The organism is Paenibacillus sp. FSL K6-2862 (assembly GCF_038005125.1).
GTDB classification, from domain to species: Bacteria; Bacillota; Bacilli; order Paenibacillales; family Paenibacillaceae; genus Paenibacillus; species Paenibacillus illinoisensis_A.
This window is the reverse complement of sequence record NZ_JBBOSN010000002.1, coordinates 232,936-257,626: the sequence shown is the minus strand read 5'-3', so window position 1 is coordinate 257,626 and position 24,691 is coordinate 232,936. Positions and strand designations below refer to the sequence as shown.

24 protein-coding genes are annotated in these 24,691 nt (G+C 40.7%); 3 read left to right on the top strand and 21 right to left on the bottom strand.

The window, feature by feature from the left end; all coding sequences use genetic code 11:
* Positions 1 to 393 precede the first annotated feature (393 nt).
* The 8 genes from MHB82_RS31005 to MHB82_RS30970 all read right to left on the bottom strand — a co-directional run bounded on the left by MHB82_RS31005 (position 394) and on the right by MHB82_RS30970 (position 8,991).
* On the bottom strand, positions 394 to 1,281 hold the full coding sequence (locus MHB82_RS31005) for an AraC family transcriptional regulator (RefSeq protein ID WP_341176940.1): 888 nt from the start codon (positions 1,279 to 1,281) through the stop codon (positions 394 to 396).
* 121 nt (positions 1,282 to 1,402) lie between these two features.
* Entirely contained in the window at positions 1,403 to 3,451 is a 2,049-nt protein-coding gene (locus tag MHB82_RS31000) for a serine hydrolase (RefSeq protein ID WP_341176939.1), read from the bottom strand.
* Between the two features lie 241 nt (positions 3,452 to 3,692).
* Positions 3,693 to 4,196: a DUF3600 domain-containing protein gene (locus tag MHB82_RS30995; RefSeq protein WP_341176938.1), complete on the bottom strand. Its 504-nt coding sequence runs from the start codon at positions 4,194 to 4,196 to the stop codon at positions 3,693 to 3,695.
* Complete coding sequence (locus MHB82_RS30990) at positions 4,186 to 4,752, bottom strand: sigma-70 family RNA polymerase sigma factor (protein ID WP_341176937.1); 567 nt, start codon at positions 4,750 to 4,752, stop codon at positions 4,186 to 4,188. The genes MHB82_RS30995 and MHB82_RS30990 overlap by 11 nt, the downstream gene beginning before the upstream one ends.
* 301 nt (positions 4,753 to 5,053) lie before the next feature.
* Positions 5,054 to 5,965, bottom strand: a complete 912-nt coding sequence (locus MHB82_RS30985) for a methyl-accepting chemotaxis protein (RefSeq protein WP_341176936.1) — start codon at positions 5,963 to 5,965, stop codon at positions 5,054 to 5,056.
* 242 nt (positions 5,966 to 6,207) lie between these two features.
* Positions 6,208 to 7,263 (bottom strand): DUF1835 domain-containing protein, encoded by a 1,056-nt coding sequence (locus MHB82_RS30980; RefSeq protein WP_341176935.1) that lies wholly within the window; start codon positions 7,261 to 7,263, stop codon positions 6,208 to 6,210.
* A gap of 240 nt (positions 7,264 to 7,503) precedes the next feature.
* Positions 7,504 to 7,791, bottom strand: coding sequence for a recombinase family protein (locus MHB82_RS30975; RefSeq protein WP_341177132.1), 288 nt, complete (start codon positions 7,789 to 7,791; stop codon positions 7,504 to 7,506).
* 69 nt (positions 7,792 to 7,860) lie between these two features.
* Positions 7,861 to 8,991 (bottom strand): UDP-N-acetylmuramoyl-tripeptide--D-alanyl-D-alanine ligase, encoded by a 1,131-nt coding sequence (locus MHB82_RS30970; RefSeq protein WP_341176934.1) that lies wholly within the window; start codon positions 8,989 to 8,991, stop codon positions 7,861 to 7,863.
* 128 nt (positions 8,992 to 9,119) lie between these two features.
* Here MHB82_RS30970 and MHB82_RS30965 point away from each other — a divergent pair, with 128 nt between their 5' ends.
* Complete coding sequence (locus tag MHB82_RS30965) at positions 9,120 to 9,617, top strand: cell wall hydrolase (RefSeq protein WP_341176933.1); 498 nt, start codon at positions 9,120 to 9,122, stop codon at positions 9,615 to 9,617.
* Here the strand turns inward: MHB82_RS30965 and MHB82_RS30960 are convergent.
* The 5 genes from MHB82_RS30960 to MHB82_RS30940 are packed head-to-tail and all read right to left on the bottom strand — an operon-like array spanning position 9,602 to position 13,654.
* Positions 9,602 to 10,354, bottom strand: coding sequence for a glycosyltransferase (locus tag MHB82_RS30960; protein WP_341176932.1), 753 nt, complete (start codon positions 10,352 to 10,354; stop codon positions 9,602 to 9,604). The genes MHB82_RS30965 and MHB82_RS30960 overlap by 16 nt on opposite strands.
* Positions 10,355 to 10,373: 19 nt before the next feature.
* Positions 10,374 to 11,000: a polysaccharide deacetylase family protein gene (locus MHB82_RS30955; protein WP_341176931.1), complete on the bottom strand. Its 627-nt coding sequence runs from the start codon at positions 10,998 to 11,000 to the stop codon at positions 10,374 to 10,376.
* Positions 11,001 to 11,031: 31 nt separating this feature from the next.
* Positions 11,032 to 12,009, bottom strand: coding sequence for a CgeB family protein (locus tag MHB82_RS30950; protein ID WP_341176930.1), 978 nt, complete (start codon positions 12,007 to 12,009; stop codon positions 11,032 to 11,034).
* Between the two features lie 2 nt (positions 12,010 to 12,011).
* Positions 12,012 to 12,677, bottom strand: a complete 666-nt coding sequence (locus MHB82_RS30945; protein WP_341176929.1) for a polysaccharide deacetylase family protein — start codon at positions 12,675 to 12,677, stop codon at positions 12,012 to 12,014.
* A complete protein-coding gene (locus tag MHB82_RS30940; RefSeq protein ID WP_445671282.1) occupies positions 12,674 to 13,654 on the bottom strand; it encodes a CgeB family protein in 981 nt (326 codons plus the stop codon). Before MHB82_RS30940 ends, MHB82_RS30945 begins: the two co-directional genes overlap by 4 nt.
* Before the next feature lie 88 nt (positions 13,655 to 13,742).
* On the opposite strand from MHB82_RS30940, the gene MHB82_RS30935 reads away from it, so the two are divergent.
* Complete coding sequence (locus tag MHB82_RS30935) at positions 13,743 to 14,366, top strand: polysaccharide deacetylase family protein (RefSeq protein WP_341176927.1); 624 nt, start codon at positions 13,743 to 13,745, stop codon at positions 14,364 to 14,366.
* Here MHB82_RS30935 and MHB82_RS30930 read toward each other — a convergent pair.
* The 3 genes from MHB82_RS30930 to MHB82_RS30920 all read right to left on the bottom strand — a co-directional run bounded on the left by MHB82_RS30930 (position 14,359) and on the right by MHB82_RS30920 (position 20,190).
* On the bottom strand, positions 14,359 to 15,342 hold the full coding sequence (locus MHB82_RS30930; RefSeq protein ID WP_341176926.1) for a CgeB family protein: 984 nt from the start codon (positions 15,340 to 15,342) through the stop codon (positions 14,359 to 14,361). The two genes, MHB82_RS30935 and MHB82_RS30930, sit on opposite strands and share 8 nt — an antisense overlap.
* Positions 15,343 to 16,308: 966 nt before the next feature.
* The gene (locus MHB82_RS30925; protein WP_341176925.1) at positions 16,309 to 18,300 is read right to left on the bottom strand and encodes a hypothetical protein; all 1,992 of its coding nucleotides are present in this window, start codon (positions 18,298 to 18,300) and stop codon (positions 16,309 to 16,311) included.
* 6 nt (positions 18,301 to 18,306) lie between these two features.
* On the bottom strand, positions 18,307 to 20,190 hold the full coding sequence (locus MHB82_RS30920) for an McrB family protein (protein WP_341176924.1): 1,884 nt from the start codon (positions 20,188 to 20,190) through the stop codon (positions 18,307 to 18,309).
* 434 nt (positions 20,191 to 20,624) lie between these two features.
* On the opposite strand from MHB82_RS30920, the gene MHB82_RS30915 reads away from it, so the two are divergent.
* Positions 20,625 to 21,329: a nuclease-related domain-containing protein gene (locus tag MHB82_RS30915; protein WP_341176923.1), complete on the top strand. Its 705-nt coding sequence runs from the start codon at positions 20,625 to 20,627 to the stop codon at positions 21,327 to 21,329.
* A 106-nt stretch (positions 21,330 to 21,435) separates the two neighbouring features.
* Here MHB82_RS30915 and MHB82_RS30910 read toward each other — a convergent pair whose 3' ends face one another.
* The 5 genes from MHB82_RS30910 to MHB82_RS30890 form a co-directional block, all read right to left on the bottom strand.
* Entirely contained in the window at positions 21,436 to 22,041 is a 606-nt protein-coding gene (locus MHB82_RS30910; protein ID WP_341176922.1) for a hypothetical protein, read from the bottom strand.
* Between the two features lie 337 nt (positions 22,042 to 22,378).
* Positions 22,379 to 22,903, bottom strand: a complete 525-nt coding sequence (locus MHB82_RS30905; RefSeq protein ID WP_341176921.1) for a pyruvate kinase — start codon at positions 22,901 to 22,903, stop codon at positions 22,379 to 22,381.
* Between the two features lie 111 nt (positions 22,904 to 23,014).
* Positions 23,015 to 23,374 (bottom strand): cyclic-phosphate processing receiver domain-containing protein, encoded by a 360-nt coding sequence (locus tag MHB82_RS30900; RefSeq protein ID WP_341176920.1) that lies wholly within the window; start codon positions 23,372 to 23,374, stop codon positions 23,015 to 23,017.
* A gap of 139 nt (positions 23,375 to 23,513) precedes the next feature.
* Positions 23,514 to 23,774, bottom strand: coding sequence for a hypothetical protein (locus MHB82_RS30895; RefSeq protein ID WP_341176919.1), 261 nt, complete (start codon positions 23,772 to 23,774; stop codon positions 23,514 to 23,516).
* Positions 23,775 to 23,835: 61 nt separating this feature from the next.
* Complete coding sequence (locus MHB82_RS30890) at positions 23,836 to 24,495, bottom strand: hypothetical protein (protein ID WP_341176918.1); 660 nt, start codon at positions 24,493 to 24,495, stop codon at positions 23,836 to 23,838.
* Positions 24,496 to 24,691 lie beyond the last annotated feature (196 nt).

Here is a 24,691-nt window from a genome sequence, read left to right as displayed (position 1 = left end):
TTCAATTTGCACTTATCTGGCCACCATTAAATATGGTCGACCCGATCTACCTTTCATAAACAACCTCAGCTCCTTGAAGTATTATTAACTTAGTTATCATACTGGTAACCCCTTTGTTTACCATTGTTCTTGAGCAGAGATACACTTACTCTTCAAGGCTGGGAACCTCTACATAAGTCCATACTTGCTTCTATTGGCTCTAGACTGGATTTAACGATTGTGATTACCAAAACAAAGGACACCTAGAATGTTGAATTTTCTTATCCTGTCTTCAATAAATGGGATCTAACAAAAAAAGTCGCTATTTTAGCGACTTTGCATTAAACAATGATTTTTTATAAACGTCCTGTCAGTAAGAGAATAATGAACAAAGAAGACCAATTCCAACTCAGATCATGAGGAGATTTTCCTAACTGCAAACCACAACTCAACGAAATAAAGCTCTTCCTTACCTCCAGTGATTTCAAATTCCATACCATCGACTTGTTCATAACCTGCGGTAGGAAGCCATTCAGAGAAAAACCTTTTATATAAGGAATCAATGGTTTCATCAAATTGATCCCAGTTGAAAGGATCAGATGAAAAAATAGCCCATGTGTGAGCGGGTATGGTTATTCTTGTATACCCATCGGCTTTACTCGAGTCACTTTGAAATGCACACAACATGTATGGAAAAGTATCCTCTTCTGTTTTTTTGTAGCTACATACAGCATGAACTTTATGATAATCCTGATTTATAGAGGTTGGTAGATGGCCTGCATGTTCTGAAAGCCTTTTGACCTCGCCATTTGCATGGCTTTGCTTCCAAAATTCGCCGGGTGTCTCGCCTCCGTTTACTGAAAATACCCTTTCGATTCCGAATACGTGGAAGGATTCTTTGGTTTCGATACGATAATTCATTGCCTTTTCTCCTTTAATTGAAATAAGGAAGGAAAGCCGAGGATAGGCTTTGAGAGCACTCCCTTCTTGACGGGCCATTCCAGGATTAATGCCATGTAACGCTTGAAAAGCCCTTGCGAATGAAACCGGTGATTCATAACCATACTTTATGGCAACATCAACCACTTTCATATCGCTGTTTTGCAATTCAATTGCCGCTAATGTAAGTCGTCTTCGTCTGATATATTCAGCAAGCGGTACATTGGTAATGAATGAGAACATTCTCTGAAATTGATGTGAAGAACAGCAGGCACATCGTGCCACTTCCTTCAGTTCAATTTCTCCGATTAAATTCATTTCGATGTAATCTAAAGCTCGATTCATTCTCATCAGCCAATCCATCGGATCCCTCCTCTTATCAGAAGTGTAATTGTGCTATGGACTCATATCGCAACTATTTGTGCACTATTCCGTTTCGTATTCGTATTTCATTTGAACCTGTTGTATTCTTCTGAATATACATTTATGTTCCTGAAGTCAGAACTTTAATAAATCGATCCCAAATGACAGCCATTTCTTTATGTAGTAGGGCATCATGAGAGCGGTAGTTTATAACTCCTTTGTCGTCAGTGGTTACATCAGGTCCGTAAATCCTTGCTCCGACGACAAATTTCACGGCTTCTTCTGCCCATGGGGCTGGATGGTCCGCGATTTGCGCTGAAATCAGAGGTATGTTAACACTCATAGAAAGTCTCCATAAGATCGTCGCTGCTTCTTGGCGGGTAATGATTCGATCCGGATAAAACATTCTATCTGGAGTACCTACCAATACTCCGATTTCAGAAAGTGTCTGAATGGAATGGCGATATCTGTGTCCTTCCGTATCTTTAAAGATCGGCGACTTTTCAGAAGGCTTTAGATTCGCAAACTGAATCAATTGAGATGCAAACTCGCCTCTTGTAACAGCCTTCTCGGGAAAAAAATGGGTATCATATGAGTCATTATCGTTTTTTATAAATAATTTAGTGGAGTTATAGATAGCCCCTGCGTATGCGTTATTAGCTACGTCAGTATATTGGGGCAAATCAGGTATTTTACCGAACCAAGAGTCAGGTAACAGGTAATCTAAGTAGGTAATGTTTCCGTCTTTATCCTTCTTAAAGGCTGCTTGGTTACCTGCTTCATCAACGAATAATAATTCTCCGATCGGCTTTAAGGTATGAGTTCCATTTGGACCCGAAATCGAAAGTTTGCCCAACTCATTCTTGATGTCAAAAAACATATAAGGTTGTCTTAGATAACGATATGTTCCAGTATATGCACCTAGCTCGTTTGCACGGAGTGGCCACTCATCGATGTCTTGCTTTTGTTGGGGAAAATATTGATCCATAAATGCGGTAAACAATTCCTCTCCTATTTCTTGACTCGCATCACTGTTAGTTATGACAAAACCGCCGATCTTCTTGTCTGGTATTAGCCACATCCAGGAGTGATACCCTGGTAAGTCTCCAGCTTTTCCGATAACCACTTGGCCATGATAGGCATGGCGGTAAAACTTCTCGAAACCTAATGCCATTGTTGGCACCTGTTCCTGAATGGCCACCTGCGTTCGGTGCATTTCTTCAATCGTCGATTTGGAGAGTATCACAGAGTCGCCTAGCCTACCTTCATTTAAGTGGGCCAGCATAAATTGGGCTATATCGCTACTTGTACCAAACATCCCTCCGTCTGGAACAATAACGGGGTCGTTCGGGTACTGCAGTTTAGGCTGACCATCTCTTCCGTAACCTGTAGCCAGATTCTTTTTGACTTGTTCAGTCATACGGAAATCACTGTTATTCATGTGAAGCGGTTTAAACACATGCTCCTGCATATATTCCTCAAACGGGATACCTACAATGTTCTGAAGAATGTATCCCTGTAGATTAAAAGCAAAATTATCGTATCTGTAGCTTTCACCTGGCGTACGAACAACAGTCGGCATGTTTTCTTTAACGAATTGTTCCAATGACTGTTCATCCTTTATACTGGCAGGAGAAATGTAATCTGTAAAATCAAATCCACTGGTGTGAGTCAATAAATGCCTCAAGGTCAACGGGTTATCCGTTTGATTAGGAACGGGTAATCCATCAAGATAGTCTTCTATGTTCTTATCCAGATCAATCTTTCCCTGCTCGACAAGCTGCATTACTGCGGTAGCAGTCATTACTTTTGAGATGGAAGCCAAGCGAAAAACGGTCTTCTCAGGGTCTACCAAATCTCTCTTTTCCAAGTCAGAGAATCCGTATCCTTTGTTTAACAACACCTTGTTATCCGAAACGACAACGAAGGCAGCGCCTACAAGTTTCTGTTTTACTTCTGGCCGAGCAAAAAACTTGTCTGCGAAATGCTCAACTTCTTTCGAAGTTAAGAGCCCCTCAAAGTTTTTGGATTGTTCTAATTTGGAATTGTTTTTACTCTCAACGGCCGAGTGTCCAGACGCTGTTGGAGACAATAGTAGGGAAACGACTAAAAAACTTGCCGTAATTACCTTGAGTTCCCTTGGAACTCTTAAACTTTTTCGTTTTTTCATAGTGTAACCTCATTTCTTTAGTAATTGTTGTTTTCAAATGTATATTATAATGATATATCCTTTATTTCCCATCATTCTAGAGGAGGATTACATCCACGACATAAGGCTAGTAACTTGCCGTAATTTAATCCAGAACCACATCATCTTACTTTCATTTGTGTACAACTAATCACTAATTAGTTTAGATCTATTGTTATAATGACAAAGGGACCCAATCCTTTAGGATGGGTCCCTGTTTTTCTTATGGTTTAGCATTCCCGTTAATCTTTTCAAAGTACGGGGCCAGTTGAGACCCAAGCTGTTCCAACTGCTGTTGCTCCTCTTTGGTCAAATTCTCCTCATGTTTGACTCCGTTTTCGTCGGTAATTTTCAGCTTTAATTGCGCTACCTGTTTGGTCAGCTCCATATATTCAGGAAACTCTTCCTCCGTGAGTTTACTTTTTGCTACTTGAAGCATCTCCTCAATCTCTTGATAATCTTCTTGTGTACCGCCATGCTGCTCAATGACTGCAGATGAGCCGAAAATATCATCAGCCAGATAGGAAGCAGCAACTGCGGCAGTCGGAATTAAAATTGCTACGGCTACAATGCCTGCTAGAATACGTTTTTTCATCGGGGATCTACCTCTCTTTTCATTCAAATAGTGTTGATAAGACTCGCTAACACGTCTATACAAATGAGGTGGGCAATTCATTGAATCTGCCGCCTGGCGAAGCTCTTCGCGTAATTCCTTTTCAAAGGACATATACATCTCCTCCTGTCCTTTCGCATCGCTTCCGAAGTTGTTTCAATGCTAGATGTTGCCTGGATTTCACTGTACCAACCGGGATCTGCAGCATGTCTGCGATTTCTTCCAGAGTGTAGTCGTGAAAATAGCGTAAGATGACGACCACACGTAGTTTGTATGACAACTGGCGAATAAGGCTAAGCAGTTCATACTGAGTTTCAGATTGCAGGACAGCTTTGTCTGTCCAGTCGAATTGTTGTTGACAGTTCAGCTGGCGGTTTCGTTCAAATAGTCGAATTCGCCGCCAAGTCTTTCTCTTCCAATCCTGGACAAGTCGAACAATGATCCCATGTAGCCAAAACCGGAATGGCCGGTTCGGATCATACGTGTGAAACGACCGCCACATACGCATGTACACTTCATTCACAATATCCTCAATGTCTTGTTTGTTAACGACGAGAAAAGCAACCGTCCGATAGACCTCTTGATGAGTCGCCTGATAGACGAGCTGAAAGGCAGACTCATCGCCATACGTTGCCTTTTTAAGCCATGGAATTAACTCTTTATCATTCATAGGGGCCCCTCCTGAACGTGTTACAACTCTTAATTCGCTCCCATGCTGAAAAAGGTTCAGTAAATTATTTGATTTTTTTGCAATTCTCTGCAGCGGGTAAAACAAAGTACTTAATTCACGTTTGAGATGATGAATGGGATAAACTTTCTGTTAATCAAAACAAAAGCAGCCGCTCTTTTTGGCCGGCTGCTGATATGCTTATTGCTCTAACGTTTCCGTTAGCTCGAAAATTATGAAGTTAATTGTGATTGTACGTAGTGCTAGTGTGCTACAAACCTAAATATCAATCATAAACTCATTATTAAATTAGATTCACCAACTCTTTCGTCTGTTCATGTAGTTGATTTGCTGAATCATTAATGGAAGTAAACTCTTGCAAGGCTCCCTCGACAAGTGATTGAGTATGACATATCGCCTGTTTAGATCGTTTGGTTTTGGCAGAGATATTTACCACCTGTTCAGTTATTCCTTCCACTATCGTGTTCACTTGGTTAGTGGCATGATGGACTTGTTTAGACAGTTTTCCTACTTCTTGCGCAACGACATTAAACCCAAGACCATGTTCACCAGCATGCGCTGCTTCAATTGCAGCATTGAGTGCTAACATGTTTGTCGTCTTAGCTAAGCTATGTATGTTTATCACAATATCATGAATATTCGTCACTTCGTTTTCGAAGGAAGCAAGAATTTGAACATGTTCATCTGACATTCGTACATTGTCTTTCATCGCTTGAGTTATTTCACTAGCACGAGCAATTCCTTCATTAGCACGATACATCAGGTTATTCGCTGTACTTTGAAGATCTTTTGTTAATTTAGCTCCATTTCTTTCAACACGATCAGTAATATCCGTTGCCACTTTTATGATTTTCTCGACCGATCCCACCTCGTTAGTGATCGGCGTATAGGTTGCTTCTAGCCATAGAATTCGGCCATGTTTTGTAACCCGTTGGATTTTCTCTTGAAAAATCTTGCCTTCACGTAAATGTTCCCAAAGTGAATCATAATCTCTACTATTTGCAAATTCAGGAGTACATAGTTGTCTATGTGATATACCAACCATTTGAGTAGCTTGATACTCCATTGTCGTGGCAAATTTTTCATTTACCCATATAACCTTACCATCCGAATTAAAACAAATCATCGCAAGTGATTGCTCTAATGCATTAAAGGCAGACTTGTAGTCTAAAACGTTGATGTCTGTTTCTACCATCATCAGAACCCCCAATTTTTTTCTGTAACCCTTTTCTAGATATATTATCACATTATTAGCAAAAAGGATGAGGGTCTTGTAAATTATCTATCGAAATCAATGTGGAATAGGAGATTTAATTTGCAGAACGTGTAAATAATACAATATAAAAAGAGGGTTGAGTATATCTCAATCCTCTTTTTAATACTCATCTACTCGGAAGTCCATCAGCGAAGTTAAAGTACATACCGAGCACAATGGACCTATTTGTTACGTTTGCGTCTTATACTGTAGTATCGCATTCCTGCAGGTACACCTTTTATTTCAAGTACTCCATTATAAATGAGCTCTCTTAGCCGGTATTCAAAATAAGAATCTCCGATATATTGTTCACAGTAACCCAGCGCCTCTCCAATTAGGCGGGCTGATTTTAAGAAGCCGTCATCACCGGTGGGTGGCTTAAGATCGTCCAGCTTTTCAAGTATGTATTGATCGTAATATGCTGCTGGAACTTCAAGCACAGCCTTGTCACTCCAGATACGTAAGCTTCCTGACTGTTTCGTGATATCCTTCCATTCTTGTTCCAACTGTTGAATTTCGGCAGAGTCCAATGTTCTCTTATTATTCAAACGGGTAACTGCTTCCCGAAGTTTTTGAGTAGTAATCTCTCCTGAGTGCCTATAGGTAATGAAAGCATCAGGCCGGTTATATAGTTCTTCACAGATTGCACAAGCATCGCAAACTGAAATAGCATTAGGTTTACCACGAAGCAAGTGAACCGCATGTCGCATCCCTACCTGCTCGCATGCGTTGCTACTCGTCCAGATAATGATTTCAGCACCTTCCGGAATGAGATCAATTTTGCCTAAAAGTTGATTATACTCATTTTCGAATCCATCGTATTCTTCAAATCCTCCAATGATGTTGTTACTGAACCAGTTGCTACGTTCCTTACGTCCTTCCGATGAGTCCAGACCAAGCGGTCCAATCGCGTAATTCTCCCCTAGCGATATAAGCTTGTGCGTTTCTTCGACACCGAGCTCTCTAAGAGCCTGTTTCATGCTGCCCGCAAAGGAATCTCCGATTACTATATGGACATGAGTACAGGTCGGTACAGGAGACCAAAAGGTTGCTTTCTCCTGAAGCCCCATCAACTCGTCATACGACTCAATAAGTTCTTGGGCTACCGTCGCACTCGCTCCTTCGTTATCCTTCAACAACTTGATTTTGGCCAGAATAAAATGAAGATAGGGCTTTAATTCTCCTTCTCCCAAATTCTCAGTGGCTTTTTTTATGACTAGAAAATCTTTAATGTTCAAATTAACTTCCCTCCTCTTCTTTTACACCGCTATCTACTTTTCCAGATTCCCACGTAGGGGAAAGAAAGTTAAGGATTGCGAGCGCAACGGACAGCCTTCTCATCCGTATGGCACGCTTATTAATATAGCGGAAAGTCTCTACTTGCTGTGAGCACATAACACAACATTTATCAGCAAAGGCCCCAATTCGTGCAAGCAATTACGACATCCCCATCGTTCATTACGTTCCTCTTCAGCAAGTCAACTAAGTATCTGAAGTACAAGATCCATAATAAGCTCCCCAATCCCCTCCAACTCCTGGTACTTCCGCGTATCGAGAATTGGGATGTCTATAACCACAACATAAATTTTTACATCGATCAGCCATTGCCACTCTTTCAATATCTCTTGTTTATTACGACCAAAACGATTAATTGATTTTACAAAGAGCGTATCTCCTTCACGCATGAATCGCTTCAATAACTCATATTTTGTTCGATCAAAGTTTTTATCGTTAGCCTTGTCTACAAAAATGTAATCATCTTGAATTCCCTGGTCAGTGTAACATAATTTTAAAGTTGATATAAGTAGAGGCGGAATAAAACAAAAGCGACGAACCTAATGGTCGTCGCTCTTTTTTGGGGATCGATTCGAGACTCTCTGACAAGAGATAAGCCACTCAGCTAGATGCATCAATTTGACGGGATGACCATTAGTTGAACCTTTCAGCAAAAATGTATCTCCGGTTTTTCTTTGCATGGCCAGCGTTTTTTTTAATTCAGCAATTTTGGTAAAATGCTTCACCTGGTAGGAAGACATCCCAGATTGCCGTGCTCCGATACCTAGATATTTGGAGTGGTAACCATACGTATATAATAAGTCTAACTTCTTTTTCCCCAACTTGCGGCCTTGAGCCAAATGAATCGTCTTAGCATGTTTACCCAGATCCTGTATATCCCCCAGAACCGCGATCTTTCTTCCTCTGGCTAAGCCAACATGATTTAAAACATCAAGCGCAGAATCAAGCTCGGGCTTTGTATTAAAACTATCATTGATTACGACCATTTTACGGTGATTCTTTGTAACGCTCAGTCGACCATATGGCTTTTCCATTTTACGGAAACCACTTCTTATATCTGCTAACGTACAACCAAGATAATGTGAAACGCCTATGGCAAACAAAGCATTATATACATTACATCTTCCAAAACAGGGAATATGGAAAGTATGCACTTCATTGTCCAACCGAACATTAAAGGTCATACCTGTAGAGCCATATCGAATGTGTTGCGCACTATAATCCGCCTTATTTCGTATACTTACTGTTTTAATTTTGCCTTGGAATGGTGTGAGGTTCAGCCGTTTCGAATGAGGGTCATCTTTGTTGAGAAATAATACTCCCTTGCTGTTCATTCCAGCAATAAGCTCCGATTTAGCCGCGGCAATCCCAACCAATCCATTTTTAAAATGGCCGATATGAGCGCGACCCACATTAGTTATTACTCCAATTTTCGGTTGAATCAGCTCGCAATGGCGCTTGATATCGCCCTTCTTTCTCATCCCATACTCTAGAACAACAGCTTTATGGAAAGATTTAATTTGCTTTTTATATTGAGAAGTAAACCAGGTATCGTTCCCGTTTTCTATGGACTTAAATGTTTTCCAGCGTGTTTGCAAAATGGAAGCGATCATCTCTTTCGTCGAGGTTTTGCCCGAACTGCCTGTAATCGCAACAATAGGCTTGCGCATGTTCTTCCCTCCTTTTGACTAAGACTGGGTATATAGAGGTTCACACTCTTTCTCAATTTCATAGATTAATCATACGAGATTCCAATATTACTATACGTACATGTCTGAAATCTTGGGGAGGGAATGTGATGTCGCTTAAAGAACGATTGCTGTTGTTGGGATACAAGAAGAAATCATTACATGCAAATTTGATTGCATTTCAGAATGATTTCAAAATAAGTGCAGAAATAAAGTTGCATCATCTGACTATACCTCGTTTGAAAGAACTAACATCAGGAAATACTTCGCTAAATCTATTAGCTAGAACGATTTACAGTGAAACCAGAGGAGAGCCGTACCGAGGTATGGTAGCTGTAGGTGCTGTCGTGTTGAACCGGTTAAAATCCCCTCAATTCCCTAACACCCTTGTGAAAGTCATTACCGAACCTCTTGCATTTACGGTAGTCAGCAATGGGCAGTTCTGGCTAAAACCCAATCGACGGGCCTACCGAGCTGCAAGGGAAGCACTGAAGGGAAACGATCCCACAGCTGGATCTCTTTTTTTCTTTAATCCCGATAAATCCACCTCGATTTGGGTGAAGAGACTCCGGCTCAAATTGCGAATCGGACGTCATGTGTTTGCATAATATTGACCTAAGGCGTAGTTTCTATAATTCGCACCACTTTCCTTAAACTCAATACTCTGGGCAAGTAACTTGCGGTCACTGATTTTCCATGTATGACTTGATTTGTTGGCACGACGTCTGATCACATAATGGAAACAATCCGTGGCGTATATCTTGTAACCTTTCCGCCTGCAGCGGATCAGGAACCCCACACTCTCTCCAAGCGACACCGGTTGGAACCGAACTTTACTAAACACCTTTTTTCGGCACATCAATGTTGCTCCGGCTACTTGATCCACATGACAATTCTGATCCTTAGGATGACGCAATAATAGTTTAGAACTGGATTCAAGGTATACAAGACAAGCTCTTTTCCCCACAATGTCTGCTTTGGATTGGTTCAGCGCATGCATCATGGTGTTCAGATAATAGGGCGAGTAATAATCGTCGTCATCAAATCTGGCTATCACTTTATGTTTCGCCCGGGTCACCGCATAGTTGAGACAATGACCCAATGATTTTTTTTCGGGGATTTGATACAGCCGGATGTCACCTTTTTTTTTGCATTTTTCCATGTATTGTTTTAACTCCATTGAGTCGTTGTTCAGTATAATGATCATTTCTTTGGCTGGATATTTCTGCCGTTTGAAGTTCGCAAGCAATCGGTCAAAATGCTCCGGACGGTTTGTGCAGGCAATAACAGTCACGTGTTCCGATTGAAATTGCCTTGCATGCTTTTCCTTTCGGGTTATCTTCATTGAAATCTGCTCCTGAATTTCACAAAGTTTGCCATTGACGCAACAGTTCAGACACCGATGCAAATCGGTATCCTTTACGTCTTAGTTTGCCAACGATGATGGATACAGCCTTCAGACTTTGATCCCAAGGATCATTCGCATGCAACAAAATGATGGAACCTGGACGAGTATAGGGAACAACCCGATTCACAATAGTATTGATCCGGGTTAGCTTCCAATCCAGCGAGTCTACGTCCCAGTGTACAATGGTCTGATTCATCGAATGAAGTTTATGGATGACGCGTTGATTCATATCACCGCCAGGCGTACGGAACAGACGGGGCCATACCCCTGTCGATCGCATTATCGCCTTCTGGGCCAATTTCACTTCATTCTCTATCCATGTATTATTATGTTTCCTGTAGTCCTGATGCCGATATCCATGCGATGCGATCTCGTATCCCCTTTGCCTAAGACGTTTAGCGATACGGGGATGTTCCTTGGCCCAGATTCCTGTTATAAAAAAAGTCGCCTTGTTCACCCCAAGCTTCCGCAAAAGGGGCAACATTCGCTGGGGTACATCGTGACCGTTAGCAATATCAAAGGTTAAAGCAACTATCTTTTGATTTGTTGGAATCCGGCTTAGAACCTGTATCGTCTTCGTCACGTAGGCATCCTCTCTTTCCAAGTGAACAAATTTAAAGGATTTTATGTTTCTTCAATTGCCGGATCATGTATTGGGCACGTGACTTATAATTATGTTTCCGAACGGTACGTTGACCTTGTCTGCGTATTGCTTCTCTTGCCTTAGGGTGCTTGAGATAGTACCGGACAAGTTTTCGTGTCTGCTCAGCAGAAGTGGAAACCACAAGATCACGGCCAGGTGTGAACAGACGACGAACCTCAGGTGTATCGCTGGTGATGAGGAACCCTCCTGAACCCAAAATTTCATAAGTTCGCTGAGTCACCTGAGTAAGTTGATTCTGTGGTCCGATGACAATCTTGGCCGAACTGTATACCTTACGTGCATCGGGATAATCCAAATAACCGTGTATCCAACTACGCGGAATACTTGCACCCAAAACAGGCTTCATCTCTTCCCACTGACGTCCCCAAAAATCGATTCTAGTACCGTCCTTTATCAAAGGACGAATTAAATGATGTATTGATTTAATGCGATAATGCTTTGGATACAGCTTGAGAATCCTGGAATAACCATTGGCTACCACTGCAATGTTACTTTTCAAATGAGGAACGACTCTTCCTCTGCGATGCACTTTACGATGATATCCAAAGTCCATATGCGCTGCTTGTATTCCCATACGTTTATATGTTTTTACCATGGATCGGCAGATGGTAAAGACAAAATCGGGTTTGACTGCACGAACATAGGGAAGAGAGAATGATTCATGATGAGTGGGGTCCTCTGTTGCCCAGTACACGTGAGGAATATGGGTATCCCCAATAAAACGTCTCATCCATTTCTGTTTATAAACAGCATGCTCAGGTGTCCAGCCCATGCTTATGACTAAATCAGGCTTAAAATCCTTAAGCAATTGTGAGAGCTTGTTTCTGGTAAGAGAACCGGAGATTTTAACTGTATGACCCGCATCCCGAAATCCATTGGGTAGACCGTGAATCCACATGGGATGGTTTTCAAGGAACAATACTTTCATAACTATCCCTCCTTTATTTGATAGTTATAAGAACGTGTAGATAGCTTTTCGAATCGATACCCTTGCTTCTTTAGTCCGAGAATAATTGCGGGTAATGCCAACAAACTGCGATCAGAAAAATCGTGGCACAAAATGATGCAACATTGCTGATATTTACTCTCACGCAGCACTTTGGCAGTAATTTCTCTGGGAGTAGGCCAAGGAAATAATGAATCTTGAGAATCAATTGTCCAATCACAGTATCGGTAGCCTCTAGCACTAAGTTTCTTTTTAATGGATTCCATAGTTCTGCGTCCACCAATGTTGTACCCACGTTGGGTATTCGAACCACCCGGAAAACGAAACAAGCGTGTCCGTACCCCAATAACACGTTGAATAAATCGTTCCATTCTGTAAAAATCATTAAAAAAATCTGATGAGCTGCGGTAGATGCGTTCAAAATGATGTGAGTACGTATGATTTCCTATGCCGTGACCTAATCTCTTCATTTTTCTGTACATTCTCAATCCATAAGGGCTTGAGTTACCCACTACAAAAAACGTGGCTTTGATGTTGTGCTTCTTCAAAATGTCTAATATTTGATTCGTGTACTTGGATGGACCATCATCAAATGTAAGATATGCAACTTTACCGTGTCTTCTATTTGTTGGACAGGTGGTGATCTTCACCTTATTACTCCCTTCTTGCTCAGAGTCGACAACATGAACCTGGCACGAGCAGTATAATTATGACGGGCAATCGCTGACCGTCCATTCCGTCTGATTTTTTCTCTTTCACTCTCATGTTTCAAATAATACCGAACTTTTCTCAACGTCTCCTCTGGAGTTGAACTTACAGCGACATCTCTTCCCGGCTTTAAAGTGCCCCTGACCGCAGGTGTATCACAAGTCAGGAAAAAGCCGGATGAGCCCAAGGTTTCATACGTTCGCTGGGTTAGCATGTCGGTGTAGTTTTGTAACCCAATCATGATTTTCGCTGAACTGAATACCTGATTGGCATTTTTATAGGAAATGTGCCCTTTGATCCACTCTGGAGGAATAGAGAATCCTAGTATGGACTTCATCCGCGACCAGTTGCGTCCGTAAAAATGAATGCGATAACCGTTCTTCAGCAATGGACGCACAAGAATACGTAGGGATTGATTCCGATAAAGTTTTGGATATTTCTTGAGAACATCAGGGTAGGCATTGGCTACTAACGCAATATCTGTCTTATATTTTTTTTTCACACGGGTTCGATAATGCACCCGGGGATGATAGGCGTAATCGAGATAGGCTGCAGGATAACCCAACCGTCTAAATCGATTAGCCGTTTTCTCGGAAATGGTGAATGTATAGTCAGGCTTCATACGTTTAAGAAGAGGGAGCGTGAACACATCGGTGAAATTCGGATCTTCCGTTGACCAATAAATGAGTGGTATACGATACTCTGTTGCCAGCTTTCTCACTAACCGTTGTTGCTTTCGGGTGTGATCAGGTCCCCATCCGACGGACACCAACATATCGGGCTTATAAGAGCGTAATTGTTGACGGAGTGATTGCTCTCGGACCGGTCCCGATGCTCGAACTTGGTGTCCAAGATCTCGTAACCCGTCAGGTAGTCCATATGTCCACAACGTGCCTCTTTCTAAAAATAAAAATCTCATTTCGATATCACCGTCCTGTAATAACAATGACAAGTGCATAATCAATTCAAGCCGATTGACATATATATGTTTGAGAAGGGGGTATACGATGAATCCACGATTCGAAGCGGTATACCGCGTGAGTACGCACAAAAAATGTATAGCTTTGACTTTTGATATCGGCTGGGGGGGTAAAGTGCCGACCCCTGTCCTCGATGCTCTATCAGCCAGTCGAGTAAAAAAAGCAACCTTTTTTCTGTCCAGTACCTGGGTATTGGAACGCCCGCTGTTAGCACGCAAAATTAAAAATCAAGGCTATGAAATTGGCTCGCATGGACGTCTTCATGAAAATTACACTGAACATAGTAACCGTTGGATCACCCGGGAAGTCAAAGCTGCAGAAAACACCATCCGAAAAGCCACGGGGGTTAAATGTAAGCTCATCCGTACACCCAACGGCGATATGAACGAGCGTGTAATTCAATTACTCAGCTCCCTTGGATATTCAACCATTCACTGGAGCAAAGATTCTATGGATTGGACAAATCCGGGAGTACGTACCATTATTCGTAATTCAACTACCGGAGTAAAACCCGGTGATATTCTGCTTCTACACGCAAGCGATTCGGCTCGTCAGACTGCTCGTGCATTGCCTTCCATCATTCGCAAGCTTCGGCGTCAGGGATATGTGTTCGTCACCGTGTCTGAAATACTGCGTATGCGTACTAAATAATACCTTTTCTCGTCAAGATCCCGAGAATGTAAGCTGCTCTCTTCTTGTAGGAATATTGAGCTGCTGCCTTTACTGCATTGCCCTTGATCTGCTCCCGTTTCTGGGGAGAACGCAAGTATTTTGCAATCAGATTCCTCGTCTCACGTTCAGATGAAGAAACGAGCAGGTCCTTGCCTGGACGGAACCATCTGCGCACCTCTGGCGTGTCATCTGTTATAAGCAATCCTCCGGAAGCCAGAATTTCATATGTTCTTTGGGTGAGACGGTCTTCCGCATTCTGCGGACCAATCACGAAATCAACAGAATTGTATACTTTTACTGCTTCCTTATACGGTAGATATCCATGAATCTGTTTAACGGGAACACTCGTTTTGAAGAACTTCTTCATCTTGCTCCAATCCCGTCCGTAGATATCCACCTTTAACCCTTTTGCCAAAAACGGATTGACGAGCCGCCGTACAGATTTGAACCGGTAATGTTTGGGCTTCTCTCGATACAATTTTGAGTATCCGTTCGCTACTAGAGCCGCGTTCCCTCTATATTTTTTCGTCCATTTCAATCTACGATGTGTATCCGGATCACATCCAAAATCCAAATGAGCAGCAGGAATGGCTTGTTTTTTGAATCGTTGGACGGTTGGACGATGAATGGAAAATACAAAAGCGGGACGCGTTCTACGGATGAGAGGTAGTGAGAATACGTCTGTGTAACCCGGATCTTCTGTTGACCAATATATGAGAGGAGCCTTAGACTTTTGGACCAATTGGGCAATAAGTTGCTGTTTCTCAGGTGTACTATTGGAAGGTGTCCAACCCATTATAAAGATCAGATCAGGTTTAAAACGACGTATGGTTCGGGCAGCATGTTGATCTGTAGCACAAATTTTCACCTTATGTCCTAATTTCTCGAATCCTTTGGGCAATCCATAAATCCACATGGGATGTGTCTCCAGAAACAAGATGCGATATATTATCATTTTTGTCTCCTAACCATGAGCACATTTTTATATAGGTGCCACATCTTATTCATCTCTGAGGTAGTTGCTTGGGCTTCGACCCAGTCAGGCATGTTTTAAGTAAGCTTGCTACTTACCTTTTCTAAAAAATAGACGGTTTCCTGATTATTAAAATCAAGGAATACCGTCTATCTTTTTACATGTTTGACTCATTGAAGCATGCATATGTTCTAAACGTCGTGAAATTTAGCATGTGCACTAGTTGCGTCAGATTGGACCATCGATTATCAAAAAGATTCCACTCCTTTGTGCACCGTAGTCTTCAAATCCTCCGATGATGTTGTTGCTGAACCATTTGTAACGTTCTGTACGTCCTTCCGATGAGTCCAGACCAAGCGGTCCAATCGTGTAATTCTCCCTTAGGTTTTAAGCTTGTGTGTTTCTTCGACACCGAGTTCTGAAGATCCTGTTTCATGCTGCCCACAAAGGAATCTCCGATTACGATATGGACATGAGTACAGATGGATACAGGCGACCATTGTAAATATGAACTGGTGCACTACGTTCCGGCTTTGTATTTGTAAATAAGGATGACTAGATTCCTCATCTCTTAAATACATATCTGTTTCTTCTCTCAATACTTCTAGGCCCCACAAATAATTGAGACAGAGTTACGATTGTTTGATAAAGTTGAGATATTCACGGCCTATTTGAGCTATTGTCCCATTTCGACTTAGAATTTTCAAACAAACAACGCTTTTACCAGTTATAAACACCCAGCTTCCTTCCCGTTCCATTAATTGGATTAAACCAATCAATCATCTCAAAATGAAGACTTGAAAATGAAAAAAAACGCCCCGTCTTCAGCTGAAGAAAGGGCAAGTTTTAGTGCGGTAACTCATCGCTCTTTTTTTGATTTCTAATTTAGAAACAGACCCTCTAATAGGGGGTTAGAATAGATAAGAAGCGTTTAAATGGAGATCACGCTTAATGAGTAATCTTTTCTCCAAAGAGATCTGTTTTAACAATGTGGCCGTTTACATCGCTTGAACATATTGGGCAGTAGACATTCCAATCATCCCCGACCTGTAAGTAATAATTGCCAGAAGCGTATTTTAACAGTCTAACTTTTGTCTTAACGTGTTGCCTGTTTAAGTCTCGACAAGTATTATTCACCCATACTTCATTACAAAAATCGCAAATATATGTTTGTTTGAAATTTTGATCCCTACATGTTGCAATTTCCCCACAGCTGGGGCATAGATGTTTCAAGTTCTCAAAATAGTGGAAAAATCTTTTCATATAGATTTGAAGGCCCTCCAAATTACCGGGAATGGCATGAAAATGGCATAGCGAATAAAGCTTTCTTGTGTCCACATTCCAATTGTTAGTCCGTTTATCCATATGAACAACTGATGCGCTTTTCATGACGATTTTGTTTTTAGAAATTCCTAAATATCTCCGACCAGAACGCTCTAGATCATGCTCAAGTACTTTTTTACCCATATCCACGTAAGGCTTATACTTTGCATCCAATGTGTGCGCATGCCATAAGTCTGACTCTTGAGTCTTGAAAAGCAAAAGATAATCAGGCTTTACCAGCTTGCCGCTTTCATGCGGTAGATCACACTCATAATATAGCCAGACGACTTTATCCTCGTAAGTAAACATATCGCGCCAGCCGCTCAATGTACGTTTCTTTTCAAAATGAGAAATGAGTGATTCAGCCACATCCTTGCAGACGAATTTCACTCTATTCAACTCACGGATCAATTGAAGGAGCACCCATACTTCATACAGATGAGGTGAATTGGTGAGCGATTTTTCAAACTCAAGTTCTTTTGAAGTCAATATTGGTGCCAACATTCCAATCCTTTCATAAACTTCATATACAGCACGGTATTGTGGATGGCTTGCAAATAGATGTGTCCATTCAGGCTCCAATTCTCCGACATTAAATAACTCGTTTGTTAAATAATGATTAATGACTGCTTCGAACTGTGTCCAAATTACATATCTATCTTCCAACAGATCTATATCCTTCTTAATTTGCTGCTTACGTTTTTCCAGGGTTTCAAGAACTTTGTTATCCTTCTCGTGGCTAGATTTCAATCCCACAATCCCGTGTCTAATCTCCTTCAGTTGGTGCAACATGGAGGCTTCTGTTGTTTTTTCCTGCTCAATTCGGTCATTTACACGTTCAAGCATCCACTTAATCATGCGGTGCTCGGGAACATGAACATCCTTCATTGACACTCTGGCAGAAATTTTATCCCGAAACGGAAACAGCGCTTGTTCAAGGATAGCTTTCGCATCCCACCTTTTCAACTGACGAACAGCCCTCTTGTCACGCGTCGAATATAGAATTTCGGAAGGGCTTTCTTCTATTTGTTCTAACCACCGTGCCCACTCACTCATTAAGATCTGCAGATTCTCGATTGGAAACAAAGGGACCTGGAGTTCGCGGATAATATTACGATCGTCATTCTGGCCCGGCTGGTAAACTAGCTCTTCAAATAGTTTCTTTATCCCCAGTTGCATAATTCGGTATTGCTCCGCTGACAATAGGCTCGGAATAACTCTGACCTCTTCCGAAGCGAGAAGACTTCTATCTTTCCGGTACGCGAGTATCTTCCACTCTCCGCAGGCATTTGAACCAAAAATTGCTTCTTTTGTTGTCTCATAGCCGTTTTCCATCCATCCTTTGCGCACGTCGTACCATAGATCTTTCTCATGGATAGATTTGAACAGATTGAATTCATTCCCCCACGCGTCTTTAGCTATGACATAATCAGCCTCAGCGATCTTAACTCCGATTCGCAGCAAACTTTTTTGTTCCCGACTATATTCTTTCATTACATACGTCTTCTGTTCACGATCCAATTGCTCGTAAATTTGGACGGTAGCCTCATCATACTGAATCTCGCCAGTTGGCAACAATCGCTTATTTTCTTGAATTGCTACTTTATACAATTTCATATGTAATCACCAAAAACGGACGATTCGTTCATTTTCAAGCATTTTACCCAACTTTTTCGCAGAACGCGGATAATTCAACAGTGACTGGTGGAAGTTTGACAAGATACTCATCGATTGATCGTCCCGTTTAGAAACTTCAATTCTCGGCAGAATTTTCGTCATGATCAACTGATCATAATATTTCTCAAGGAGTGACTTGGTTAGCTTTTGTTTTGGTACGTGATCTAAGTACAGCCCAATCTGTTTCTTCCCGCGGCTGTTTAACGACGCATTGGTGATTGACTCTAGCTGGTGTGAGATATCCACTAAAACTTGTGCTTCTTTTTCAAACGCATGTTTGATGTGATAGAAAGAATCGAACTGCTCTAAACTGACGTCGATGTATCCAGACTTTATATTTTCATTCAGTTTTTTCTCGATTTTCACTTTTTCTTTAGCATCAATATGATCAACCTCAATAACAAAGCTTCGATCAATTACCTTTGGGCTGAGTGACTTAACAGTGTGATCCATATTGATTGTTCCGACAAAACGGACATTTTTAGGAATCTCAAACCGGTAAGGGAAACGTTCGATTAGTTCTTGGGCAGCAAACAACTGATCACGGTTCAGACTATCATTCCCATGCTCAATAATTTCTTTAGCCTGCAGATAAAAGCGCTTGTTATAGAGCTGGATATATTGCTTCTTTTGTTCTCGGATACTGAGAAACTCTGAAAAATAATGCTCAACGTGAGCAAGATTCATCTCATCTAGACAAATTAAGTGAAGATGGTCCTGCTCCTCCTCCCTCGCGGCATCGGCCAATGCCTCCATAAAAGGGGTAGCGACAAACGATTTGTCGATTGGGTTAAAATACCCAATCAGGTCTTGCGTATCTGTCCACCCCGACTGGATCGGAATAATTTTAGCTTTCGCATTTTTGATGGCATTTGCCGTTTCCATAACAAGACTAGACTTTCCTGTTCCCGAAGGACCACTCAAAATGACCAGGGTGTTTGTCTGTAATGCTCGCAAAAACATCTCGATGGTTACCTCATCGTAAACGAGATCATCTTCAGAATTATGATACAGTAACGATTGCAGCATCTCGACCACTTTTTCCGGTTCCCATGGATACAACTGGTGTTCTTGTTCCTCTTCATTATCGTTTTCAAGCTGCATATGACGATCGATTCTATCCAATAGTCGCATCCACTGGATCTGCTTTTCGCTTAATTCTTTCAGTCTCTGATTGTAGGTTTCCTCTTTTTCTTGAAGTTGTTGGATCTGACCCTCTAGTTGGGTGTATTTAGATATGTACTCCTGTTCTAGAATATCTTGACGATCATAAAATTTTGTTGAGATCGTTTTTTCCACATCAGTACCAAAAATCTCTTCTGTAGCATGTGCTAGCAACGTGTTTCCCAAGCGGCTTAAATGATCAAGAAATGATTCTTGTACATTTCTATATGTTGAAAGTTTAATTTTTAGCAATTCATCAAGATGCTTTTGGTGCAACTGGATTTCATAACATGCTTCAAACAAAGCTCCTTTTACGAGGGGCTCTTGAAACTGTTTTGGTGAAATAACGGAGGACATCTTCCACTTTTTTTCTGGCTCCAACGGATTCGAACAACGCTTATATCCTCCCTCGGCGGTAGGCTCCATTACGAACGCATCTACAGCGAGCATGTTATTTTTGGTTGTTCCATATGAGTCCACTTCAAATACGATCGTTTCACCGAACAGTTCGTTTTTTAAGCGCTGGATCAGTGTACCAAGACTCGCAATATATTCATTTTCCTCGTTACTCTCGTAAAGGGCTTTATGATGTTTAATATCCTCAATGAATTCTTTGGCATCTGCACTTAACCATTCCTCAAAAGTCTTTGTTGTTGCTATCCCCATGACTATCTCTCCTGACACTGATCTAGAGGTCGCGTGCCTCAAAATCTTTCTTTATTAGGTCTTTAGCATTACACACCTAATAATCATTTCGACTTATGTGCAACATTATCCTTCTGAAATTTCGACAAATTGGGAGACGTATGTGATCCTCTCTAAATATGGCTCATAGCTCTCTGTAGGTTTTTTTATTTGTATCTAAATCTTCTTTATGTAATATTATGTGCTTTAATCTCCTTGTTCATTTCTTAGGCAGAGAAGGTATTCTTTCAAAAATTTTAATTAAAATAGTTTCGAGAATTAATCGAAAAAAATTTGAGAAGAAACTTTCTGGCTCGCTAATGGATAGTACTGGGTCTTGTCTTAGAATTGAAATCAATTCTAAGATGTTGAAACCAAACAACCGATATAATAAAAAAAGTGGAGGAGTTGCTTCCATGTTTAAAACAATAAAAAGCTGGTTTATGCTTCAAAATGATAAGACCACTAAAACGAATTCAATATCTAAGAGCAGTTCTACTGCGCAAACTGCTGCTAATAAATCTAGAATTGATCCCTCTAGAATTGGTGATCTAGGGGAGCATAAAATAAACATTCAGCTGGACCAATTGCCCAAGGATATAAAATACATAAGCGATATTATGATCAATAACCCCAAATCTAGAACAGGGTACTCTCAGATAGATCATGTTGTTATTTCCCCTTTTGGTCTATTCGTTATTGAAACCAAGAACTACAACGGTGAAATCAAAGGTTCACGCAAAGATAAGTATTGGCGTGTGAACAATAGATTTAATATGTATAACCCACTGAAGCAAAACTATGGTCATATCAAAGCTCTAGAACATGTTTTAGTTGAATACTCAGACCTCTTGTACATTTCAATGGTTTCTTTTACAATGCGTTGCCGTTTTAGCATTGATCCAGAGCTCCGTAAAATAGAATCAAATGAACTGATCGTTTACGATACTGAACTTTCTGAGTTCATAAGCCGTAAGATTGTTCGAGTTAAAATGACAACTCAAAAAGCCCTTCGGAATAATGTGGAGGTTCAACAAATATATGAATCTCTTCGATTTGCAAATATAACAGATGCAAGTAAACGAGCGGAACATATTAATAAGATTAAGACAGACGGTTAACCTTGCAGTTTTGGTTTGTATCAAAGGTATTGAACATATTGAAAAAAGCCCGATACAAGTTATCTTGTATCGGGCTTCTCTCTAATTACAACCAAAGTTTAAGGCATCAACCCGTGATTTGTCCTATATTCTTATTAGATACCTTATCGGCCAGTCTAATTAGAACATTCATGTCAACAGCATTAATGATTTCGTTTTGTAGACTGGCATAGTCACTTTTTAACTTCTTATTCTGATCATTTGCCTCTTCAAGACGTTCGGCCAATTCGATAGTCATCTGCTTTAACACGGTTATATTGTTACCCAGTTGATCCATAACCTCATTAAAGGTAATTAAAAAATCGTGATTCAATTGAGTTGGTGCTTCAATGGAACGAACGATATTCTCTTCTACGGATACCTTCTCTTTGCCCTTTGCAACTTTCTTTTGAGATGTAACTGCAGGATCCGTATGCGTGTTAGTAATGGATACGATATTGCCATCAGTTTTATTTTGGCTTCGGGTTCTTTTTGCTTCCTTAATATCTTTTTCGTACTGTTTACGCAAGGCGCTATTCCAACGGAATCCACACGCTGCCTTCGATCTATTTAACTTTTCGCTAGCTTCTTCGAAAGCTTTTAACTGGGTGCTTCCCGTTTCAATATGTTTTAGTACAGTTTGAGATAAAAGTAGATCTGCTTCAATGTCCCAACTATCTTTACGTGTCTCCATTAAGAACACTCCCTCAATTTGATATATTGTTAATTCTATTTATATCCCAATTCATACGAAGATATTCCTAGAGATAAATTAATCTATCGAGTTTTCCGGTGGGTTACTTTCTGCAGGTCCACTGTGTTTAGTCCAATTAAGGTCTTCTAATATCAACTGGTCGTGTGTCCTAACGCAATAGTCATAAGTCGTAACAAATAAACCTTGTGAATTCCTATATGTACACGTTGAGAATTAGAAGCGAATAGTCTTGTTCTTTTTACTCTCAACGTTCAAGTTTATACAAACATAAAAAAGCCCTTTCTTAAGAAAGAGCTTCTAATAACAAGAACTAAAGTTATTTATATAAATACTTTTCATCACCATTTTGCATACCGAAGTAACGTAGGCGGTAACCCTCCCGGAAACGAGCCATCAACTTGTCAATGCACAAGTCATCTTCAAATTGAATGTGTCCCGTCAAATAGAGTGTAATTAAGTACTCTTCGAACGGAAGATTTCCTAAATACATTTCCTCTTCCTCTATTTTTCCTCGAAGCACATCGATTTCAAGAACCAACATGTGAGAAAAACCTTGCAGCGTTGAATTAATGATCCAAGCAAATTCGTAAGGTTCATGTATCTCCTCGTTGTTGTTAAGCTTTAAAATTTTTTGGATGCCTCTCTCATCTTTGAAAACATACGCAGCAAGAGCTTGATCAAAGCCTGCTTCAGGATCAAACCTTAAACTTGAAAAGACATCGAGATCTACTTGTTCAGCATAATAGGCTTCAGTTAGCCTGTTATGAATTTGTTCTAATGTGAAAGGATTTGGAATCTCTAGGGTCAGGTATTTCTTGTATAGTTTCTCAATATCAATCATTTATTATCTCCTCATTGTTGGAGTGGATAAAAGGTCAAGTTAATTGAAGTTTTAATTTCTTCTGTCCACCCAGTATGATTCGTACGAAATAGATTATCACTTGTCCTGAAGTTATCCGGAGTACTTATTCAATGTAATCGGATAATGATAAATTTCTATATCTTTGTTGATAAACCCTCTTCGTTGAGCAGCTAGTAAAGTTTCATACATATTTTTACGTCCAACCGGGTTATCGGTATGCATGTAGATCTTCTTAGCCTTCAAACCATGTTCACAAAAGTACTTCACTAGGTCATACCCGTTACGCAACTCATTTCCATTTACATCCTCACCTAAGTCGTGATCTAGCGTGAGAATGTTAACCTCACTTGTTTGAAGAATATGTATGGCTTCATCATAGCTACGAGCCACAACGAAACCTTCTGGACAGTCTCTGAGATCATCTACATAAAGGTTGATCTGGTTTGTCATAATCCCCCTCCTATCTAAAGGTGATCGTATCTGCTATTGTTTTCTGGCTAAATAAGAATGTTTTAGCCAAGATCATATAGAGAATTCTCTATAGTACGGATACGCCTATAAATTTAATTATATACCTACTGGCGTAGGATCATTTTCGTTTTAGTCTGGCGATGAAACCATCGATAAGCCAGCCGAGCAAAAACCAACCAATGACATTAATCACATACCAAATCAACATCTGAATCTCCTCGTTGCCGATGGCTCGAATATAACGGGAGTAATCTACTAACAACAAGAGATGTGGACTAGTGAGAAATAATAGTAAGTTTTTATCGTCAAATCCAGTTGCATTATAAACACATATCAACAAACTGAGAGAGAAAAGCCAGAAGCGGAACTTCTTCAGCAAAAGTCATACCCTCCTATACGTACTTCACGTTATTCCGTTCACGATAGATTCGCCTGCAGTCTTATTCGTCTGTACTTTTCTTTTCAAATTGTTGAAGTGTTGCTTTATCGATCTTACGTTTCAGGTGATTGGGTAAATGATCAAAGCAATATGTCATCTTATCACGGTTCAAGTTAGGCACCTGTCCCAGCAGATCCCATTCATCCTCGGTTAGGGCTCTTCCGCAGACCAAACACTGCCGGTGAGTCCTCATATGAGGCTGAGACACTACCGCTTGTTCGCCAGGACTAGCCTGCTCTAATAAATGATTTAGAGCCGGGTTTCCCGCCCAGTCATTCATCTTATATGGTGCAAGGTCCCTCCACCCCATCTGATAACTATCTAAGGCGGTCAGAAAGGCCTCATTCACCGCTTTATCTACGGCTGTGTTGATATTACTCGGATCTTTGGAAGGATCCCCTGGAATGACTGCAAATCCATATCCATCTCGGAAATGAGCATCAATCTGCACTTGTACGATTGATTTCACGTATCGATGAGGAACATTAATCTCAAGCTCTTTAATCTCCAGGTTCCAACGACTCTCTGTAGCAGACTCCACCCGGTCCGTATACACCTGATTAGGAATATACGGTCTATGGTTATCACTTCGGAATTTCACCGTATCTTTAGGAAAGGTCTTCTTCAGTTCAGCTACAATATCCTTATAATCCCGTTCCATTAGCATCTTTCCTTTCCTCGTACAATTTCAATATAGGATTAAGTGGATCATTCTCACCAGGTAAATAATGATTTACTTGAACCAGTCTAGTATTTCCTGGAACGTATGTTATTACTTCGATAATAATATCATATGTTAGGTCTCACAATGGATCCGTAGAGTATTGATATTAAATTGCAATGAAACGTGTAGAATA

Coding starts and splice junctions, on each gene's coding strand:
- MHB82_RS31005 (WP_341176940.1), bottom strand. CDS start 1,281: ATGGATTGGCTGATGAGAATGAATCGAGCTTTAGATTACATCGAAATG.
- MHB82_RS31000 (WP_341176939.1), bottom strand. CDS start 3,451: ATGAAAAAACGAAAAAGTTTAAGAGTTCCAAGGGAACTCAAGGTAATT.
- MHB82_RS30995 (WP_341176938.1), bottom strand. CDS start 4,196: ATGTCCTTTGAAAAGGAATTACGCGAAGAGCTTCGCCAGGCGGCAGAT.
- MHB82_RS30990 (WP_341176937.1), bottom strand. CDS start 4,752: ATGAATGATAAAGAGTTAATTCCATGGCTTAAAAAGGCAACGTATGGC.
- MHB82_RS30985 (WP_341176936.1), bottom strand. CDS start 5,965: ATGGTAGAAACAGACATCAACGTTTTAGACTACAAGTCTGCCTTTAAT.
- MHB82_RS30970 (WP_341176934.1), bottom strand. CDS start 8,991: ATGCGCAAGCCTATTGTTGCGATTACAGGCAGTTCGGGCAAAACCTCG.
- MHB82_RS30965 (WP_341176933.1), top strand. CDS start 9,120: ATGTCGCTTAAAGAACGATTGCTGTTGTTGGGATACAAGAAGAAATCA.
- MHB82_RS30960 (WP_341176932.1), bottom strand. CDS start 10,354: ATGAAGATAACCCGAAAGGAAAAGCATGCAAGGCAATTTCAATCGGAA.
- MHB82_RS30950 (WP_341176930.1), bottom strand. CDS start 12,009: ATGAAAGTATTGTTCCTTGAAAACCATCCCATGTGGATTCACGGTCTA.
- MHB82_RS30940 (WP_445671282.1), bottom strand. CDS start 13,654: ATGAGATTTTTATTTTTAGAAAGAGGCACGTTGTGGACATATGGACTA.
- MHB82_RS30935 (WP_341176927.1), top strand. CDS start 13,743: ATGAATCCACGATTCGAAGCGGTATACCGCGTGAGTACGCACAAAAAA.
- MHB82_RS30930 (WP_341176926.1), bottom strand. CDS start 15,342: ATGATAATATATCGCATCTTGTTTCTGGAGACACATCCCATGTGGATT.
- MHB82_RS30925 (WP_341176925.1), bottom strand. CDS start 18,300: ATGAAATTGTATAAAGTAGCAATTCAAGAAAATAAGCGATTGTTGCCA.
- MHB82_RS30920 (WP_341176924.1), bottom strand. CDS start 20,190: ATGGGGATAGCAACAACAAAGACTTTTGAGGAATGGTTAAGTGCAGAT.
- MHB82_RS30915 (WP_341176923.1), top strand. CDS start 20,625: ATGTTTAAAACAATAAAAAGCTGGTTTATGCTTCAAAATGATAAGACC.
- MHB82_RS30910 (WP_341176922.1), bottom strand. CDS start 22,041: ATGGAGACACGTAAAGATAGTTGGGACATTGAAGCAGATCTACTTTTA.
- MHB82_RS30905 (WP_341176921.1), bottom strand. CDS start 22,903: ATGATTGATATTGAGAAACTATACAAGAAATACCTGACCCTAGAGATT.
- MHB82_RS30900 (WP_341176920.1), bottom strand. CDS start 23,374: ATGACAAACCAGATCAACCTTTATGTAGATGATCTCAGAGACTGTCCA.
- MHB82_RS30890 (WP_341176918.1), bottom strand. CDS start 24,495: ATGGAACGGGATTATAAGGATATTGTAGCTGAACTGAAGAAGACCTTT.